General features: G+C 74.2%; 15 protein-coding genes and 1 pseudogene. 8 read left to right on the top strand and 8 right to left on the bottom strand.

Going from position 1 to position 18,589, the window contains the following annotated elements:
* Positions 1-38 precede the first annotated feature (38 nt).
* From ACFYXM_RS19855 to ACFYXM_RS19845, 3 genes are all read left to right on the top strand, one after another.
* Positions 39-755, top strand: coding sequence for a TetR/AcrR family transcriptional regulator (locus ACFYXM_RS19855; protein ID WP_389290939.1), 717 nt, complete (start codon positions 39-41; stop codon positions 753-755).
* On the top strand, positions 752-2,674 hold the full coding sequence (locus tag ACFYXM_RS19850; protein WP_389290937.1) for an ABC transporter ATP-binding protein: 1,923 nt from the start codon (positions 752-754) through the stop codon (positions 2,672-2,674). The genes ACFYXM_RS19855 and ACFYXM_RS19850 overlap by 4 nt, the downstream gene beginning before the upstream one ends.
* A 197-nt stretch (positions 2,675-2,871) precedes the next feature.
* Positions 2,872-3,495, top strand: a complete 624-nt coding sequence (locus ACFYXM_RS19845) for a TetR/AcrR family transcriptional regulator (RefSeq protein ID WP_389290935.1) — start codon at positions 2,872-2,874, stop codon at positions 3,493-3,495.
* Between the two features lie 58 nt (positions 3,496-3,553).
* Here ACFYXM_RS19845 and ACFYXM_RS19840 read toward each other — a convergent pair whose 3' ends face one another.
* Positions 3,554-4,015, bottom strand: coding sequence for a MaoC family dehydratase (locus ACFYXM_RS19840; protein WP_389290933.1), 462 nt, complete (start codon positions 4,013-4,015; stop codon positions 3,554-3,556).
* A 191-nt stretch (positions 4,016-4,206) separates the two neighbouring features.
* On the opposite strand from ACFYXM_RS19840, the gene soxR reads away from it, so the two are divergent.
* Positions 4,207-4,755: a redox-sensitive transcriptional activator SoxR gene (gene soxR / locus ACFYXM_RS19835; RefSeq protein ID WP_389290931.1), complete on the top strand. Its 549-nt coding sequence runs from the start codon at positions 4,207-4,209 to the stop codon at positions 4,753-4,755.
* 198 nt (positions 4,756-4,953) lie between these two features.
* Here soxR and ACFYXM_RS19830 read toward each other — a convergent pair whose 3' ends face one another.
* A complete protein-coding gene (locus ACFYXM_RS19830) occupies positions 4,954-5,565 on the bottom strand; it encodes a hypothetical protein (RefSeq protein WP_389290929.1) in 612 nt (203 codons plus the stop codon).
* A gap of 329 nt (positions 5,566-5,894) precedes the next feature.
* On the opposite strand from ACFYXM_RS19830, the pseudogene ACFYXM_RS19825 reads away from it, so the two are divergent.
* Positions 5,895-6,074, top strand: a pseudogene (locus tag ACFYXM_RS19825) (hypothetical protein); the annotation flags it as partial.
* A gap of 85 nt (positions 6,075-6,159) precedes the next feature.
* Here the strand turns inward: ACFYXM_RS19825 and ACFYXM_RS19820 are convergent.
* Positions 6,160-7,443, bottom strand: coding sequence for an exo-beta-N-acetylmuramidase NamZ domain-containing protein (locus ACFYXM_RS19820; protein WP_389290927.1), 1,284 nt, complete (start codon positions 7,441-7,443; stop codon positions 6,160-6,162).
* 277 nt (positions 7,444-7,720) lie between these two features.
* Between ACFYXM_RS19820 and ACFYXM_RS19815 the strand changes: the two genes are divergently transcribed.
* The 3 genes from ACFYXM_RS19815 to ACFYXM_RS19805 all read left to right on the top strand — a co-directional run bounded on the left by ACFYXM_RS19815 (position 7,721) and on the right by ACFYXM_RS19805 (position 14,595).
* A complete protein-coding gene (locus ACFYXM_RS19815) occupies positions 7,721-8,491 on the top strand; it encodes an SDR family oxidoreductase (RefSeq protein ID WP_389290925.1) in 771 nt (256 codons plus the stop codon).
* A 330-nt stretch (positions 8,492-8,821) separates the two neighbouring features.
* The gene (locus tag ACFYXM_RS19810; protein ID WP_389290923.1) at positions 8,822-9,424 is read left to right on the top strand and encodes a TetR/AcrR family transcriptional regulator; all 603 of its coding nucleotides are present in this window, start codon (positions 8,822-8,824) and stop codon (positions 9,422-9,424) included.
* 167 nt (positions 9,425-9,591) lie between these two features.
* Positions 9,592-14,595, top strand: coding sequence for a HEAT repeat domain-containing protein (locus ACFYXM_RS19805; protein WP_389290921.1), 5,004 nt, complete (start codon positions 9,592-9,594; stop codon positions 14,593-14,595).
* A 78-nt stretch (positions 14,596-14,673) separates the two neighbouring features.
* Here the strand turns inward: ACFYXM_RS19805 and ACFYXM_RS19800 are convergent, their stop codons facing one another.
* The 5 genes from ACFYXM_RS19800 to ACFYXM_RS19780 form a co-directional block, all read right to left on the bottom strand.
* The gene (locus ACFYXM_RS19800) at positions 14,674-15,888 is read right to left on the bottom strand and encodes an acyl-CoA dehydrogenase family protein (protein WP_389290919.1); all 1,215 of its coding nucleotides are present in this window, start codon (positions 15,886-15,888) and stop codon (positions 14,674-14,676) included.
* A gap of 7 nt (positions 15,889-15,895) precedes the next feature.
* Entirely contained in the window at positions 15,896-16,918 is a 1,023-nt protein-coding gene (locus ACFYXM_RS19795) for a phosphotransferase family protein (RefSeq protein ID WP_389290917.1), read from the bottom strand.
* Positions 16,919-17,179: 261 nt separating this feature from the next.
* Positions 17,180-17,506 carry a DUF202 domain-containing protein gene (locus ACFYXM_RS19790; protein ID WP_389290915.1) on the bottom strand — a complete coding sequence of 109 codons (327 nt, stop codon included), beginning with the start codon at positions 17,504-17,506 and terminating at the stop codon, positions 17,180-17,182.
* Positions 17,503-17,898 (bottom strand): YidH family protein, encoded by a 396-nt coding sequence (locus ACFYXM_RS19785; RefSeq protein ID WP_389290913.1) that lies wholly within the window; start codon positions 17,896-17,898, stop codon positions 17,503-17,505. The genes ACFYXM_RS19790 and ACFYXM_RS19785 overlap by 4 nt, the downstream gene beginning before the upstream one ends.
* A gap of 43 nt (positions 17,899-17,941) precedes the next feature.
* Complete coding sequence (locus ACFYXM_RS19780) at positions 17,942-18,526, bottom strand: NUDIX hydrolase (protein WP_389290911.1); 585 nt, start codon at positions 18,524-18,526, stop codon at positions 17,942-17,944.
* Between the last annotated feature and the right edge of the window lie 63 nt (positions 18,527-18,589).

Below are 18,589 nucleotides of genomic sequence, written 5' to 3'. Positions count from 1 at the left end.
CGGGGGGAGGAATCCGGGCGACGGAGGGCCACGGCATCATGGAGCCCGTGCCCCCAGCGAACAGCCACCTCCGCCGCGTCCCGGTCCAGCGGCGCAGCGCCGAACGTCTGGCCCGGATACTCGACGCCTGCGCCGAACTCCTCGACGAGACGGGGTACGAGCAGCTGTCCACCCGGGCCGTCGCGCTCCGGGCCGGGGTGCCCATCGGTTCCGTCTACCGGTTCTTCTCCAACAAGCGCGCGCTCGCCGACGCGCTCGCCCGGCGCAACCTGGACAATTACGCCGAGCGCGTCACCGCCCGGCTGGCCACCGTCCCGACGACCGACTGGCAGAGCGCTATCGACGCGGTGCTGGACGAGTACCTGGCGATGAAGCGCGCCGTGGCCGGCTTCGCCCTCGTGGACTTCGGCGCCCCCGCCCCCGCTCCCGACGAGGACCCGGCCGACGACGCCAACCACCGGGTGGCCGTCCGTCTCGCCTCGCTCCTGGCCGGGTACCTCGGCCCGGTGCCCGGTCAGGACCTGCACCGGACGGTCCTGGTGTGCGTCGAGGCCGCGGACGCCCTGCTCCGACTCGCCTTCCGCGCCGATCCGTCGGGGGACGACGCCGTCGTCGCCGAGACCCGCGTCCTGCTCCGGGCGTATCTCGCGCAGGTCCTGGACCGGCGGACGCCGCACGGATCGCGGGCCGGTGACGGGCGGCGTCCGCCGGGCGTTGACCTCAAGTCCGCTGGAGGTCGTACGTTCCAGCCATGAGCATGGAAACCACCGCGTGGACACAGCTCCACAACGTCATGAACGCGCAGGCGGACCGGCGCCCCTTCGACCGCGCCACCCTGCGGCGCGTCGCCGCCTTCGCCCGCCCCCACCGCCGCCGGGTCGCCCTCTTTCTGCTCGTGAGCGTGGCGACAGCGCTGCTCGCGGTCGCCACCCCCGTACTCGCCGGCCGTGTCGTCGACGCCATCGTGACCGGCGGGGACACCGGCACCGTCACGCGCCTGTCCCTGCTCATCGCCGCGATCGCCCTCGCCGAGGCGGCACTCGCACTGGTCGGCCGCTGGTTCTCGGCGAACCTCGGCGAGGGGCTGATCCTCGACCTGCGCACCGCCGTCTTCGACCATGTGCAACGCATGCCGGTCGCGTTCTTCACCCGTACCCGCACCGGCGCGCTCGTCAGCCGGCTCAACAACGACGTCATCGGAGCCCAACGCGCCTTCAGCAACACCCTGTCCGGCGTCGTCGGCAATGTCGTGACGCTGCTCCTCACCCTCGCCGTCATGCTCTCCATCTCCTGGCGGATCACCGTCCTGGCGCTGGTGCTGCTGCCGGTGTTCGTGCTGCCCGCCCGGCGCATGGGCACCCGGATGGCCAGGCTCCAGCGGGAGGCGGCGGCCCACAACGCCGCGATGGGGACGCGGATGACCGAGCGCTTCTCCGCGCCCGGCGCCACCCTGGTCAAGCTGTTCGGCCGGCCCGCCGACGAGTCCGCCGAATTCGCCGTTAGGGCGGGCCGGGTGCGCGACATCGGGATCCGTACGGCCATGGCCCAGTCCGCGTTCATCACCGCCCTCACCCTCGTGTCGGCACTGGCGCTCGCCCTGGTCTACGGGCTCGGCGGGTACTACGCGCTGCGCGGGCAGCTGGACGCGGGCGCCGTCGTCGCGCTGGCCCTGCTGCTGACCCGCCTGTACGCGCCGCTCACCGCGCTCGCCGGGGCACGGGTGGAGGTGATGAGCGCCCTCGTCAGCTTCGAGCGGGTCTTCGAGGTCCTCGACCTCGAACCGCTCATCGCGCAGAAGCCCGACGCCCGGGCGGTCCCCGAGGGGCCGGTGTCCGTCGAGTTCGACCGGGTACGGTTCGGCTACCCGGCCGCCGACAAGGTCTCCCTCGCCTCTCTGGAGGACGTCGCGAGCCTCGACACCCGGGGCGGCGGAGAGGTGCTGCGCGGAGTCTCGTTCCGGGTCGGACCCGGCCGGACGGTGGCGCTCGTCGGTTCCTCCGGCGCGGGCAAGTCGACCATCGCGCAACTGCTGCCCCGCCTCTACGACGTGGACGAGGGCGCGGTGCGCATCGGCGGCGTCGACGTGCGCGACCTCTCCGCCGACAGCCTGCGCGACACCCTCGGCATGGTCACCCAGGACGGCCACCTCTTCCACGAGTCGGTCCGCGCGAACCTGCTGCTCGCCCGGCCCGACGCCACCGAGGACGACCTGTGGGACGCGCTGCGCCGCTCCCGGCTGGACGGACTGGTCGCCTCGCTGCCCGACGGGCTCGACACCGTCGTCGGTGAACGCGGCTACCGGCTCTCCGGAGGCGAACGCCAGCGGCTGACCATCGCCCGGCTGCTGCTCGCCCGCCAGCGCGTCGTGATCCTCGACGAGGCCACCGCCCACCTGGACAACACCTCCGAGGCGGCCGTCCAGGAGGCCCTCACCGAGGCACTCGCCGGACGCACCGCCGTCGTGATCGCCCACCGCCTGTCCACCGTGCGGTCGGCCGACCTCATCCTGGTGGTGGAGGACGGACGGATCGTGGAGCGGGGCACCCACGACGAACTCCTCGCGGCCGGGGGCCGGTACGAGGAGCTGTACCGCACCCAGTTCCAGGATTCCGGGCCCGGGGGCCCGGGGGCCGGGATCGTGAACCCCGGTGCGGAGCCCGCCGGGCTCGGCTGATCGGCGATGCCGCGCCGGACGGAGGACGGGCTGTCCGGCGCGCGCTCACCGGGATCTCCGCCTTCCGAGCCCCCCGCCCGCCCAAGTCCCCGAAGGTCCCCGCGTCCGGGGCCCGTGCTCCCGGGCGCAGCCGCCCTAAGCGCTTGCTCAGGTTCGGGGTATGGTGTTCGTCCTGTTGACGAGAGGGGCGAGTGATCATGAGCACGGCGGAGGAGACCGACGGCGACCGCGCGCCGTGGGCCGAGGTGACGCCCGAGGCGGCCAGACGGCTCCTCGTCGCCGCCGTCGACGCCTTTGCCGAGCGCGGGTACCACGCCACCACCACGCGGGACATCGCGGGCCGGGCGGGAATGAGCCCGGCCGCGCTCTACATCCATTACAAGACGAAGGAAGAACTGCTCCACCGCATCAGCAGGATCGGCCACGACCGCGCCCTCGCCGTCCTGGAAGTCGCCGCCGACGGGGACGGCACCGCCGCCGAGCGGCTGGCCGAGGCCGTACGGTCCTTCGTCCGCTGGCACGCCGAGCAGCACACCACGGCCCGCGTGGTCCAGTACGAACTCGACGCGCTCGGCGAAGGGCACCGCGCCGAGATCGTCGGGCTGCGCCGCAGTACCGAAGCGGTGGTGCGCCGGATCATCGACGAGGGCGTGGAAGCGGGGGAGTTCGACGTCCCCGACGTCCCGGGCACCGCCCTCGCGGTGCTCTCGCTCTGCATCGACGTGGCGCGTTGGTTCAACGCGCGGGGCAGCCGGACGCCCGACGAGGTCGGCGAGTTCTACGCCGGTCTCGTGCTGCGCATGGTGGGCGCCAAGCGGTAGCGGCGGCGGGGCCCCGGACGCGCGGATTCGAGCCGCGACCGGTGCGGGACGCGTCCGGTCAGAAGTAGTAGCGCGACACCGATTCGGCCACGCACACCGGCTTGTCGCCGCCCTCGCGCTCGACCGTGACGAGGGCGGTGACCTGCACGCCGCCCCCGGCCTCCTCGACATTCTTCAGCACGGCCGTCGCGCGCAGCCGGGAGCCCACGGGCACGATGGACGGGAAACGGACCTTGTTCGTGCCGTAGTTGATCCCCATCTTCATGCCCTCGACCCGCATGACCTGCGGTACGAGGGCCGGCAGCAGCGAGAGCGTGAGATAGCCGTGCGCGATCGTCGTGCCGAACGGGCCGGTCGCGGCCCGCTCCGGGTCCACGTGAATCCACTGATGGTCGCCGGTGGCGTCGGCGAAGAGATCGATCCTCTTCTGGTCGACCTTCAGCCACTCGCTGTGCCCCAGCTGCTCGCCCACCGCGTCGCGCAACTCCTGCGCGGACGTGAAGATCCTCGGCTCCGTCATATCCCTGGTCCTGCCTTCCGCTCGCGGCCGTCCGGCGTCGCGCGCCCGTGGGCCGCGCGCCCGTTGTGGGAAGCCGGGCGAGGGGCGACACCCTTCACCCAGGGCTGTCCAAGCGCTTGCTCAGCATGGTTGGCGGGTGCGTTCCTGTCAACGACGGACCGGCCGGGGGAGGGGCACGTAGGGTTGGGGAAGTGCCTCAGATTCCACATTCACTCCAGGAACTCACGGTCGGCCAGCTCTCCGCGCGCAGCGGGGCAGCCGTCTCCGCCCTGCACTTCTACGAGGCCAAGGGTCTGATCAAGAGCCGCCGGACCAGCGGCAATCAGCGTCGCTACACCAGGGACGCACTGCGCAGGGTCGCGTTCGTGCGTGCGGCACAGCGGGTGGGCATCCCGCTGGCCACCATCAGGGACGCTCTGGCCGAACTGCCCGACGAACGCACCCCGAACCGCGACGACTGGGCGCGGCTCTCGGTGGCCTGGCGCTCCGAACTGGACGAGCGCATCGCGCAGTTGGCGCGGCTGCGTGACCATCTCACCGACTGCATCGGCTGCGGCTGCCTGTCGTTGGAGAACTGTGTGCTCTCCAACCCGGACGACGTCTCCGGTCAGTGGATCAGCGGCTCGCGCCTGATGCCGGAGGGCCGCGCGGACGACGGCGGGCGGACGGGCGGGGCCGGGGAGAACGGGACCCGGAAGGACGAGGCCCGGAAGAACGGCAACCGGCGGGACGGGGCGTAGGAGGGCGGGGGCGGAAGGGGGGTCCGCGGCGGATCGCTCCGGTGGATCGGCCCGGCGGCAGGGCGCCCGCGACACCGGGCGGCGGATCGCCCGTCGGCCCGACGGCATCGAGCTCCGCGTCAGGTCCTTCGCGTGCCCCGGGCCCGTCCGTGGGCACGGGTGGGCGTCCGGGGGGCGTACCGGTGGCGTGCGGCGCGGTCACGCCGCCGACGCGAGGTCCCGCCGCCGCGCGCCCCGGGCCCTCGCCAGCGCCCCCGGTGTGAGCACGGGACGGGGCACCAGGATGCCGCACCCCGAGCAGACCGGTCCGGTCCACTGCTCGCACACCGGATCCGGCCGCCACTCGATCTCGTCGCACCCGCACACCGGGCAGGCCGTGCCCGGCCCCGTTTCCAGGGCGGCGATCAGCCGGTCGAGGACCTCGGCGAGCGGCGCCGAGGGATGAACGGCCGGATCCGCGCAGCGGGCCACCCCGTACCCGCCCCAGGCGCGCCGGTGCCAGTCGTCGAACACGACGGGTCTGCGCAGCCCGTCGTGCTTCTCGCGTCTGCGGCGCGCGGCGAAGGACGCCTCGTAGCCGAGCCAGGCGGCCCGGGCCGCCTCCAGCTCCTCCAGCGCGCCCATCAGCCGCACCGGATCGGGGGAGCGGTCCTCCGGCTCGAACCCGTGCCGTGTGCACAGATGGTCCCAGGTCGCCCGGTGTCCGTAAGGGGCGAACCGCTCCAGGCACTTGCGCAGCGAATACCGCCGCAGTGCCAGGTCGCTCCCCGGGTCGCGCACCTGTCTCGCAAGACTCCGGAATCCGGCCACTGCGCCATCACCTCCGTCGCTCGTACTTCGGCGTCAAGAGATAGACGAACGGGCGCCCGTCTGAGATCCCGAGACGGGCAAGAGTGTCCGGAAAGCGAGATGAGCGTCTGTCACGCGGAGGGGTGGCGGCGGCATGTGACGATTCGGAAAAGGCGATCGTTGCTCACCTTACGACCTGGGGAGCAAGAGGGAGCGGGCTCCCGACGCCCTGCGACTCCGCCTCCCGCGTCGTCGTCGGTCACCGACGCCCCTTCCCCGAGCTCTCAGCTGCTTTCGAGCGGGGGAGGCCTGCCAGGGGCAGTGCGACGACATCCTGCCGCCCGGCCAGAACGGCGGCGGCGCAGCCGGCCACGCAGGTCTGCCCGGGCGACGACACGTGCAGGGCCGGGGACCAGCGGTGCGCGGACGCGATCGTGCACCGGGCGCTCGGCGGGATCTCCCAGAAGACCATCCGCTGGCAGAACCGTCCCACGTACCAGCAGGTGGTGGAGTTCCCCGCCCATCGGTGAGCACGGAACCCGTACGCCGGGTGGGGACGGAAGTCGCACGCCGGGTGGGCCCGGAACCGCGGGTCCGGGCCCACCCGACAGGCTCTCAGTGGTACTGGAGGTACTTCTTCCGGACGGCCCGGAACGCGGCGAGATCCGCTTCCCAGGCCCCCACCACCTCGTCCGTACCGGCCCCCGCGTCGATCATCGTGCGGACCCGGGTGTTGCCGGTGAGCTTGTCGATCCAGTTGTCGGAGCGCCACGCGAATCCGCTCCAGGTCCGCTTCGCCGTCACCAGCAGCCCGATGCCCGTGCGGACCGGATCGAAGGCGGCGCGGTCGTGGACGTGCACCTGCACCCCGCCGACCGTCTTCCCCTGGAACTTGGAGAACGTCGGCGCGAAGTACGCCTCGCGGAAGGCGACCCCCGGCAGGTCCAGCGCGTTCGCCGCGGCCGCCCACCGGTGGTCGATGCCCTCCGCGCCGAGCAGCTCGAACGGCCGGGTCGTGCCGCGCCCCTCGGAGAGGTTCGTGCCCTCGAACAGGCACGTGCCCGCGTAGACCAGCGCCGTCTCGGGCGTCGGCATGTTGGGGCTCGGCGGCACCCACGGCAGGCCGGTCGTGTCGAAGAAGTCCGAGCGCCGCCACCCGGACATCTTCACGATCCGCAGGTCCACCGGCCGGTCCAGGAACTCCCGGTCGAACAGCAGCGCCAGTTCGGCGACCGTCATGCCGTGCGCCTGGGCGATCTCCCGGCGGCCGACGAACGTCGCGAACGCCGGATCGAGGACCGGCCCGAGCGCCGCCCGTCCGGTCACCGGGTTCGGCCGGTCCAGCACCACGAACCGCTTGCCCGCGAGGGCCGCCGCCTCCATGCAGTCGTACAAGGTCCAGATGTACGTGTAGAAGCGGGCGCCCGCGTCCTGGATGTCGAAGACGACCGTGTCCACGCCGGACGCGGTGAAGACGTCCGCGAGCGGCTGCCCGCTCTTGAGGTACGTGTCGTAGACCGGGAGTCCGGTCGCCGGGTCGTCGTACCGTCCTTCCGAGCCGCCCGCCTGCGCGGTGCCGCGGAAGCCGTGCTCGGGGCCGAAGACGGCGGTCAGGTCCACCCGGCCGTCCGGGTGCATCACGTCGACGATGTGGCGCACGTCGGAGGTGATTCCGGTCGGGTTGGTGACGACCCCGACCTTCTGGCCCTTCAGCAGCGCGTAGCCGTCCGCCGCCAGCCGGTCGAAACCGGTGCGGACCCGCCCGCGGCCGTTGCCGCCCCCGTGCCCTCGGCCGGCCACGGGGGCCGCGGTCGCCGTCCCGCCACTGCCTGCGGCCGTCGCCGCGAGGGCGCCCACCGCGCCGCCGGCGGCCAGCAAACCACGTCTGGACAGGCTCATTCGGCTACCTCCGTGATCGCGACGTCTGTCATGGTCACGCACGCTAGCGCGTGATCAGGCCATACGGAACGAGCCGGACGTGAACAGTGCGACGGGGGTGACGGCGGTGCCTCCCCCCACCGGGTGGGGCCGTCTCGGCAGGGGCGGAACGCCCCGCGTGACCGGCCGCTCGGGTGCCTCCCGCGCGTGGACCTCCCGGTCGGGCGGCGGCCTCTTCCGTTCGCGCATACCGACTGGTTAGTCTGCCGGATGCGGTCGGCGGAGAGAGGCGGTACCGATGAGTGGCACGGTGCGGGGCGCGGGCGTGGTGGTCACCGGGGCCGGAGGCGGCATCGGGGCCGCGCTGGCCCGTCGCTTCGCTGCGGAGGGCGCGCGGGTCGTGGTCAACGACCTGGACGAGGCGCGGATCGGCGGGCTGGCCGAGGAGATCGGTGCCGTCGCGGTCGCCGGCGACGCCTCGCGGACCCTGGACGCCGTCCGCGAAGCGCTGGACGGCACCGTCGACGTCTACTGCGCCAACGCCGGTCTGGCCTCGCCCGGTGACGTCTTCGCCGAGGAGGAGGTCTGGGCCGCCGCCTGGGACGTCAACGTCATGGCCCATGTCCGGGCGGCCAGGGCGCTGCTGCCCGGCTGGCTGGAGCGCGGCGACGGCCGGTTCGTCTCGACCGCCTCCGCCGCCGGGCTGCTGACGATGATCGGCGCGGCGCCGTACAGCGTGACCAAGCACGGTGTCGTCGCCTTCGCCGAATGGCTGTCGCTGACCTACCGCCACCGCGGCGTCAAGGTGCACGCCATCTGTCCGCAGGGCGTGCGCACCGACATGCTGACCGCCGCCGGATCGGCCGGTGAACTCGTCCTCGCGCCCACCGCCATCGAGCCGGAGGCGGTCGCCGACGCGCTCTTCGACGCCATGGCCGAGGACCGCTTCCTCGTGCTGCCGCACCCCGAGGTCGCCGGGTTCTATCGCGCCCGGGCCGACGACACCGACCACTGGCTCGGCGGCATGAACCACCTCCAGCGAAAGTGGGAGGAGACCGGCGGCGCCTGACCGCATTCGTCCGCACGGCCGTGCAGGGACCCGATTCCTCCGCACGGACGGACCGGCACGGACGGACCGGCACGGACGGACCTGCGCGGACGGGAGTCCCGCCGCGAGAGGTGCCGGTTCGGCGGCTACGGGCAGGGGTGTCCCGTATATCACGGGCCCGCGCGGCCGAGACGCCGACCGGACACCCGGGGACCGCGAGTGGGAAGATCCTCGGGCGCCGACCGCGTTCTCCTCGGTGGACCGCATCGCACGCGGCACGCACGGCACACGGCGCGGACTCGCGCACAGGACGGGCGGACTCGCGCACAGGACGGAAGGAAGGCGACGGCCATGACCAAGGTGACGGACGGGGAACCGGAGGAACCGGCCCCCGTAGCCCAGCGGCTGCTGGCCGCCGCCACCCGGCTCTTCGCCGAGCAGGGCTACGACCGCACATCCGTCCAGGAGATCGTCGAGGCGGCGGGCGTCACCAAGGGCGCGCTCTACCACTACTTCGGCTCCAAGGAGGACCTGCTCCAAGAGGTGTACGCCCGGGTGCTGCGCCTTCAGCAGGAGCGCCTCGACGCCTTCGCGGGCGCCGACGCCCCGGTCGAGAAGCGCCTTCGCGACGCCGCGGCGGACGTGGTCGTCACCACCATCGAGAACCTCGACGACGCCGCGATCTTCTTCCGCTCCATGCACCATCTGAGCCCGGAGAAGAACAAGCAGGTGCGGGCGGAGCGGCGCCGCTACCACGAGCGCTTCCGGGCCCTGGTCGAAGAGGGCCAGCGCAGCGGCGTGTTCTCCACGGCCACCCCCGCGGACCTGATCGTGGACTACCACTTCGGCTCGGTCCACCACCTGTCCACCTGGTACCGGCCCGACGGCCCGCTCAGTCGGCAGGAGGTCGCCGACCACCTCGCCGATCTGCTGCTGCGCGCCCTGCGCCCGTAGCCACCCGCCGGTCTCCGGCGGCCGGGACACGCTCCACACACGGGCACGGGCACGGGCACGGACGCGGCACAGGCCTATGGGCACGAGTACGGGCACGGGCACGAGCCGGGCCGGGGAAGCCGGAATCCCGTTGACGGCGGCCGGAGCACCGTCGTTAGCATCCGACGGTGAGGCCGCCCAACGACGCACAGACCGACGAACAGTTCCACGAACGGATACGGGAAGAGATCCACGATGCCGTACGCCGGGCCGACGCCGCCCGGTTGTCCGCGCTCCTCGACGCCCGGGACTGCCCGCCCGCCCTGCTCGGACGCCTGATCCGGCACGAGGATCCCGGCCTGTGCGAACTGGGGCTCGTCCTGCTCACCGAGCGTGTCACGCCCGACGGCCCGTCCGACGGGGCGGAGGGGGCCGAACTGGCCGGACTGCTGCCCGGCACGCCGACGGGACGGCCGGAGGCGGATCTCCTCCTCGCCGGACTCCATGAGCGACTCGCCCCGTACCTGCGGGGCCGTCCCCGCCCGGCGTGGCGCACGGCGGGGCTCCCGGCCCGGGTGCGGATCGCGTGGCTGTGCGCCGACATCCTCGACGAGCCGAGGCTGGTCCGCGAGGAGACCCGCGGCGAACTCCTCTACCAGGCGGTACGGGCGCTGGACATCGCCCGCGCGCCCCGGCCGGCCCGGCTGGTGGACGAACTCGCCGGCAGCGGGGATCCGGTGCTCCGCGCCGAGGCGCTGCGGCTCGCCCGGCAGGGCCTGCGCGCCGGACTCCTGGCACCCGCACGGGTCCGCACGACCCTGACCGCTCTGATCGCCGACACCGCCCCGGCTTCGGCCCACGCCGTCGACATGGCCCGGGTGCTCGTCGGCGACACCGGCACCGCCCCGGCTCCCGTCGGCGGTCCGCCCTTCCTCGACGGCGGCGCCCCCGTCGTCGCCGACGCGCTGCGCGAACTCGGGGAGCCCTGGGCCGCCACGGAACCGCTGCCGCCGGGACACCTGTCCCCGTTCCTCACCGCCGCGTCGGCCCGCACCGGGCCGGAGACGCTCGACGCGGCGCTCACCGCCGCCGCCCGCCACGGCCACGGGGCGCTGCTGTGGCGGGCCGTCGCGGATCTCGACCTTCCACCGGGCGCGCGCCGACGGGCGATGGAACTGCTGGGCGGCCTGGCGGACCGCGACGACATCGGCGACCTCCTGGCGGTCGCCGCGGGGGATCCGCTGCTGTTCGGACGGCCCGCGATCGCCTGTCTGCGGGGCCTCCACCGGCGCGGGCACTTCGTGGCCGATCCGCACGCACGGGCCGTCGTCGGCCTGGCCCTGGCCGATCACTCGATTCCGCCCGGTGAGGTCGCGACCATCCTGTTCACCTGCCGGGCCGAGACGTTCCGGACCCTGACCGACGCGGACCCCGTCGATCCCGGATGGCCGCGACGGCTCGCCCTGCTGGTGGCTCTGGCCGGGCAGGGAACGGACGGGCTGCCGGTCGGGGAGGCGATCACCCGCGTACTCCCGTCGGCTCCCGACCCCGGCCCGTTCCTCCGCGCGATCCGCGAACTGCGCCACCGACGGGCCGAGGAAGCCGTGATCGCGCTGCTGCCCTCGGCGCCCGCCGCCGCTCTCGACACGCTGGAGGCCATCGGCGGGCGGCGGACGGTACGGGCGCTGCGCGACGGCCTGGGCCTGACCGGGGCGCCGCCCGCAACCCACCTGTACGCCGTGCGGCACCGCGCGCTCGAACTGCTGTGGCAGCTGACCCGCGACCCGGAGCAACGGCAGGCCCTGCTGGTACGGCTCGACCCGCTCGATCTGCCGGCACGTGTGGCGGCGGACCTCGGCGGACCCGACGAGCGGGAACTGGCCCTGCTGCGCTCCCGCCCGGACCCGGACGGGCCGGTGGCGGCGCTGCGGCGGACGGCGGCGTACGGCGGCGCGGGCACCCTGCCGGCCGTCGCCGACCTGCTGCTGCGCATCGTGTCCGACCTGGCGGCCGGCCGGCCGACCGCCCCCGTCACCGGGCCGCACGACCGGGCCCGGCCGGGCGCCGAACCGGTGGTGCCCCAGGAGGTTCTGGACGCCGTGCACGGTCTGGGCCGCCGGCTGTACGAGCGGGGCGCGATCCGGCCGGTGTGCCTGCTCGACGCGGCGGACGCGCCGGAGGCCGGTCACGCACTCGTCGCGACCACGGCCCTGGAGCTGCTGGAACGTCCGGGCCTCACCGACCGCGAGCGGACGATCCTGCTGGAGCTGCTGGGCAGGGCACCCTGGTCCGGCACCCGGGCCCGGGTCCACCGGCTGCTGCGTCACCGCGACCGGCATGTGCGCAAGCACGTCATCGCCCTGCTCGCCCGCGACCCCGGTGGCGGGACCGCGCCCGGCGGCAGGGGCACGCACTCCGGCGCGGACACGTCCGCCGAAGGCGACACGGCCGGCGGCGAGGACGCGCGGGCGCTGTCGGCGACCCTGATCGCGCTGACCCGCGCCCCGGACATCCAGACCGTCCGGCAGGCGCTGCTCGCCCTGGGCCGGGCGCGCGCCCACTGGGCGTCCGAGGCGATCGCCGCCTGCCTCGACCATCCGAACATGAACATCAGGAAGACGGCAGCCGAGGCGCTGGCCCGCGCGGGCTCCCCGGCAGCCGTGCCCCGGCTGCTGCACGGGCTCGGGCACCACGACAACCCCGGACTGCGCGACGCACTCGTCGAGGCCCTGCGCACCGTCCTCGGCGACGCGTACGCGGCGACGCTCCTCGCCGCAGCCGAACACAGCGGCGACACGCGGAGCCGGGACCGGCTCCTGGAAGCACTCCACGGCACCCTCACGGCGCGTTCGGTCCTCGCTCTGGACGACCAGGGATCACCGGCGGCGGCCACCCTGCTCGCCCTGGTCGCGGCCCGGCGCGTCGGCCTGGCATCCGGGACGGTGCGGGACCTCGCCGCGGCCATGGCCCGGCACGGGGTCGCCACGCCGGACGAGCCAGGGCGGTCGTCGGCGGACGACGGGACCGACCACGACATCACGACGCTGGTCACCGGGGGCTGGGACCCCGCGGTCGCGCTCCGCCTCGCCCGGCACGCCGACCGCCCCCGCCCCGAACGGGCGGCGGAACTGCGGCCGATGCTCGGCGACCTCCTCCGGCTGGCCCCGGCGCGCCCCGCGGCCCGGAAGGACGTCGTGCGACTGGCGCTGCGTGCCTGCCCAGGGCCCTGGGCGGCCGACGAACTGACGGCGTACGCCCGCTCCGTCCCGGTCCTGCTCGACACGCTCACCGAGGCCCGGGACGAGGACCGGCACGACCTGATCGCGGTGCTCGAACAGGTCGCGCCCGACCTGCCGGCGGCCGGCCGACCGGCCGTCGTCGCCTCGGTACGGGCCCTGCGCCCCGCGCCCGCGACCCCGCACCGGTCCACGCTGACGCTGCTGCGCCGGCTCGACGCGGTGCTGGTCCGGGCCGACCTCGACCGGGCGCTCGACGCGGCCCGGCTCGGCGCCGACCCCTGGAAGGCGGTGACCGCCGTGCTGCGCGAGGCGTTCGCGGTCCCGGAAGCCGGGTCCGCCCCGGCGGACGGTGGCCGGGCGGAGGACGGCCCGGCCGGTCCGTCCCCAGCGCCCGGCTCGTCGCGGCCCGGGCGAAGCCCCGTCCGCGGAACCTCCGTCCGTGGAACCGCCATCGGCGCGTCCCCGCCCGCCGGGCTCGGAACCGACGGGACGAGGGCCGCGGGCGTCGAGGCCGACAGGGCCCGGACCTGGCGGGCGGCGCTGCACGAGGCGACGCGCACCCCGGCCGCGCTGGAGGAGTTCCGTCGGAGGGACGACGGCACGGTCGGCTCCCGGGACCGGCTGGCCGCGCTGATCGGGGCCCATCACGGGGCCGACCCGGGTATCCGGGCCGTCCTGCTCGACTGGATGACGCTGCTCCAGCCGCTCGACGCGCCGCCCTGGACCATCGCCGAGACCGCCCGCACGCCGTTCCCCGCGCCCCGGCGCGTACGGGGCGACGACCTCGACGGGCCCCGCTCGGCCCCGCTGCGTGCACGCCTGCTCGCCATGCTGGAGTCCGCCTCCGCCGACCACAGGGCGACCGCCGCCCGCGCACTGGTGACATGGCCCGAGCCCGACACCCGGCGGGCCGTGCTGCTCGCGTTCCTCCGGGGGCGCGTGGACCTGCCCGTCGACAACGGCCTCGCCCGTGTGCTGACCGGGTTCGACCTGGCGGACCTGCGCGGCGACGGCATCCTGCGCGACCGGGTGGCCCTCGTGGCCGCGAAGCTCGGCCCGTGGGAGCGGGAACCGCTGGTGCCGCTGCTGCTGGAATGGTGGGAGCAGGCCCCGCCCGCCCTGCGACCGGCGCTCGTGGGCGCCCTGCGCGCCCACCCCGCCGACGCGCTCGCCCGCGCCCTCGAAGACCGCCTCGACGCCGGAGCCCGGGGCTTCCTCGACCTGCTCGTCGGCCGTCGGCTGCTGCGCACCCCCGCGCTGACGCGCGTTCATGACCGGCTGCGCGCCGAAGGATGCGACGCGCTCGCGGACCGGCTCGTTCTCGTCGAGGGCCCCCTGCGCGGCCCGGACGCGGGACGACGGGACGCGGCGGCGCGGGCGGAGCTCCGCGCCCGCACACCGGCCGCGCCCGCCGGGGCGCCGCACCGCCCCTCCCGGCGGGAACTGCTGGAGCTGGCCCGCACAGGCACTTCGGACCAGGCCTGCCGGGCCCTGACGGAACTCGCCGACGCGCACCCCGGACCGGAACCGGACAGGGACCCCGAACTGCGCGGGCTGCTCGATGAGTTGCTGCTGCGTTCCCGGGGCAGGGTCCGGCTGCGCGCCCACCGGGCCTCACGGGTGATGCTCGACCGCGACACCCATCTGCGCCACACCGAGCTCCTGCTCGACGACCCCCGGAGCGACGTGGTGCGCTCGGCGGTCCGTACGCTCTGCCGCACCCGCCGGCGGCCCGCGATCCCCGCCCTGACGGCCCTGCTCACGGACCCGCGTCCGGCCGTGCGCGAGGCGGCGGCCGACGGTCTCGCCGGGATGGGCGAGGCGGCCGTCCCCGCCCTCCGCCACGCCGCCGACCACGCCCGCCCCGACAGACGCGGCCGCTACACGTCCGTGCTCGACCGGATCACGGCGGCGCGGCCCGCGGGGCGGCGGCCGGGCCCGTTCGGCGAATGAGGACGCGACGGCACCCGGCGGGCCCCGGCCGCGCGCCCGCCGGGTGCAGGTCCCCCTGTGGGCCCGCCGCAGCGCCGCCTACAGGTACCTCCTGATCTCCCGCCGCGCCAACGACCGCTGGTGCACCTCGTCCGGCCCGTCCGCCAGCTGCAGGGTCCGCGCCGCCGCCCACAGCTCGGCGAGCGGGAAGTCCTGGCCGACCCCTCCGGCGCCGTGCAGCTGCACCGCCCGGTCGAGGATGCCGACCACCGCGCGCGGGGTGGCGATCTTGATGGCCTGGATCTCCGTGTGCGCGCCCCGGTTGCCCACCGTGTCCATCAGCCAGGCCGTCTTCAGCACCAGCAGCCGCAGCTGCTCCACCGTCACCCGCGCGTCCGCGATCCAGTTCTGCACCACGCCCTGCGCGGCGAGCGGCTTGCCGAAGGCCGTACGGGACACCGCGCGCCGGCACATCAGCTCGATCGCCCGCTCGGCCATGCCGATCAGCCGCATGCAGTGGTGGATGCGGCCCGGACCCAGCCGCGCCTGGGCGATGGCGAAGCCGCCGCCCTCCTCGCCGATCAGGTTCGCCGCGGGCACCCGCACGTTCTCGAACACGACCTCGGCGTGCCCGCCGTGGTAGTGGTCCTCGTAGCCGTACACCCGCATGGCGCGGCGTACGTCGACGCCCGGGGCGTCGCGGGGGACCAGGATCATGGACTGCCGACGACGGACGTCGGCCCCGTCGGGATCGGTCCTGCCCATCACGATGAAGATCGCGCAGTCCGGGTTCATCGCCCCGGAGATGTACCACTTGCGGCCGTTGATGACGTAGTGGCCGCCGTCCCGCTCGATCCGGGTCTCGACGTTCGTCGCGTCCGACGAGGCGACCTCGGGCTCGGTCATCGCGAACGCCGAGCGGATCTCCCCGGCGAGCAGCGGCTCCAGCCACCGCTTCTTCTGCTCGTCGTCGCCGAACTGGTGCAGCACCTCCATGTTCCCGGTGTCCGGGGCCGCGCAGTTGAGCGCGGTCGGCGCCAACTGCGGTGACCGGCCGGTGATCTCGGCGAGCGGCGCGTACTGGAGATTGGTCAGCCCGGCCCCGTGCTCGGCATCGGGCAGGAAGAGGTTCCACAGTCCCCGCCTGCGCGCCTCGGCCTTGAGGTCCTCGACGACCTGCGGGGTCTGCCACGGGGACGACAGGAGCGCGCGCTGTTCGTCGGCGGTCCGCTCGGCCGGGTACACGTGCTCGTCCATGAAGGCGAGGAGCCTGCCGCGCAGTTCCTCGGTGCGCGCGTCGAATGCGAAGTCCATGGGGTGATCAGCCTTCCTGGAGGGTGGTGAGGCCGTGCTCGATGAAGACGGGGACGAGGTCGCCGATGCGGTCGAAGCCGGCGCCGACCGTCCGGCCCAGGGTGTAGCGGTAGTGGATGCCCTCCAGGATCACGGCGAGCTTGAACCAGGCGAACGCGGTGTACCAGGAGAGGGCGGAGGTGTCCCGGCCCGACCGGGCGGCGTAGCGCTCGATCAGTTCGGCGGGGGTGGGGTGGCCCGCCGCGCCGCTGGTGGTGGAGACCGGCGAGTCCGCCGGCCCGAGGTCGGAGCTGTACATCACCAGCAGGCCGAGGTCGGTCAGCGGGTCGCCGAGCGTCGACATCTCCCAGTCGAGCACGGCCCTGATCCGGTCGTCGTCGCCGATCAGCACGTTGTCCAGGCGGTAGTCGCCGTGCACGACGGTGGGCGCGGGCGAGACGGGCAGCGCACGCCGGAGCGCGGCGTGCAGTTCGTCGACGCCGGGCAGCTCGCGGTTGCGGGAGGCTTCCAACTGCTTTCCCCAGCGGCGCAGTTGACGGTCGAGGAAGCCCTCGGGCCGCCCGAAGTCGCCGAGCCCGACGGACGCCGGGTCCACCGCGTGGAGTTCGATCAGGGTGTCCACGAGGCCGAGCACGGCCGCCCGGGTGCGTTCGGCGCCCAGCGGGGCGAGCTGTTCGGCGGTGCGGTACGGGGTGCCCTGGACGTACTCCATCACGTAGAAGGGCGCCCCGAGCACCGAGTCGTCCTCGCAGAGCAGCACCGGTTCCGGCACCGGCAGGGCGGTGGGATGCAGGGCGCTGATGACGCGGTGCTCGCGCTTCATGTCGTGCGCGGTCGCGAGTACGTGCCCCAGCGGAGGTCTGCGCACGACCCAGCGGCCGGTGCCGTCGGCCACGAGATAGGTCAGATTCGACCGGCCGCCCTCGATGAGCCGGGCTTCGAGCGGTCCGTTCACCAGCCCCGGCCGCTCGCGGTCGAGATGCCTGCGCAGCCGGTCGAGGGCGAGACCTGGCGGATGGGCTGAGCTCATGGTGCGCACCTCCGGGACGAGAGACGGTCGGAGTTCATGATGCCGACCAGTCGGTATGTCGTCCAGCGTCCCCCGGGAATTCGGGGCGCGGAGGTGCTGGGGGGACGGTGACAGGGGCGAGGGGAGGAGGCCGGCCGCGGGGTGGCGACGGGTGAGGTACGGGGCAGGCGGCCACGACCCGGTGGCACGTCCGCGCGCCGGCGGGTACGCAGGCGGTGGGGAAGGCGGCCACGAACCGGCGGCACGTCCGCGCGCCGGGCCTCAGAACACCAGGCCCGCGGCGAACACCGCCAGCGCGATCACGCACGCCGCCGCGGCCAGCGCGCCCCGCGCCGGCAGCGGCCGGGGCCGCCGGGCCGCCATCCGGACCACCCGTTGGTGCGCCACCAGCAGGAAGCCCAGCCAGGCGAGCGCGCTCAGCGCGACGGCGACGAGGGCCGCGGGGCCCGCGCCGGCGTGGAGCGACTGCCGGACCGCCAGCAGCGCCACCACCGTGCAGGACAGCGTCGTGCGCCGCCACGCCAGCCTGGTGCGCTCGGGCTGCAGCCCGGGGTCGCGCGCATCGGCCGTCCGCGCACCGTCCGTCACCGGCTCTCCCAGCCGAAGAGGACCACCAGCACCATCGCCACGGCGACCACGGCGACGGTCAGCCCCAGCAGCGTCGGGAACCGGGAGACCGGCAGGTCCTCGCCGCGTCGCATCGCCCGTTCGCAGCGCACCCAGTGGTTGATCGCCCGCAGCGCGCACAGCACACCGGCCGCCAGCAGCGCCAGCGCCAGACCGGCCCGGACGCCCCACGCCAGCTCCGGAAGGAACTGGTCGACCGCGAAGCCACCGCCGATCAGTGCGAGGGCCGTGCGGAGCCAGGCCAGGAACGTCCGCTCGTTGGCGAGCGAGAACCGGTAGTCGGGGGTCTCGCCCTCCTCGCGGACGCGCTGAGGCGCGAACCACAGCCGCAGCCCCCGTACGAATTCGTTCACGCCCCAACCCCTTCGTCGTTGCACCGATGGCCGCCGGTCCGGCTCAGGACGCCGCTCCGCCCGCCCGGAAGGCGCGCAGCCGGTGGTACGCGTCCAGGCCGTCCGGCACCCACTCCCAGTCGTCGAGCCGGCGCTCCAGCTCGGCGTCGGTGAGGAAGGCGTGCCAGGCGACCTCCTCGGCCTGCGGGTGCACCGGCAGCTCGCACCGTACCTGGTACACCCGGCTCCACCAGGAGTGTTCGGCGCTCGTGTAGAGGAACGAGAACAGCGGCTCGGGCCGGGGGAGGCCGCGCACGCCCAGCTCCTCCTCGGCCTCCCGCAAGGCCGCGTCGTCGTACGACTCGCCCGCCCCGACGACCCCGCCGACGAACATGTCGTAGTGGGACGGGAAGACCAGCTTGGTGGGGGTCCTTCGGTGCACGAAGAGCCGGCCCGCGGCGTCCCTGGCCTCGATGAACACACAGCGATGGCGCAGGCCCCGCGCGGTCGCCTCACCGCGCGGGGCCTGCCCCACGACCTCGTCGTTCTCGTCGACGATGTCCAGGATCTCGTCGCAAGGGGCCTGGGGAGGGGTTCCGATGGAAGCGATCGCGCCGGAGCCGGAAGGGATCTCGTCAGAAGGAGCCATACCCCTCATCCAACAGCAGATCCCCCTTCGTGATCACTGCCCCACGACGTACTCGGATCACCG

This window comes from Streptomyces sp. NPDC002476 (assembly GCF_042889785.1).
Lineage (GTDB): Bacteria > Actinomycetota > Actinomycetes > Streptomycetales > Streptomycetaceae > Streptomyces.
The sequence above is the reverse complement of the archived record's forward strand: the minus strand, read 5'-3'. Positions and strand labels throughout refer to the sequence as shown.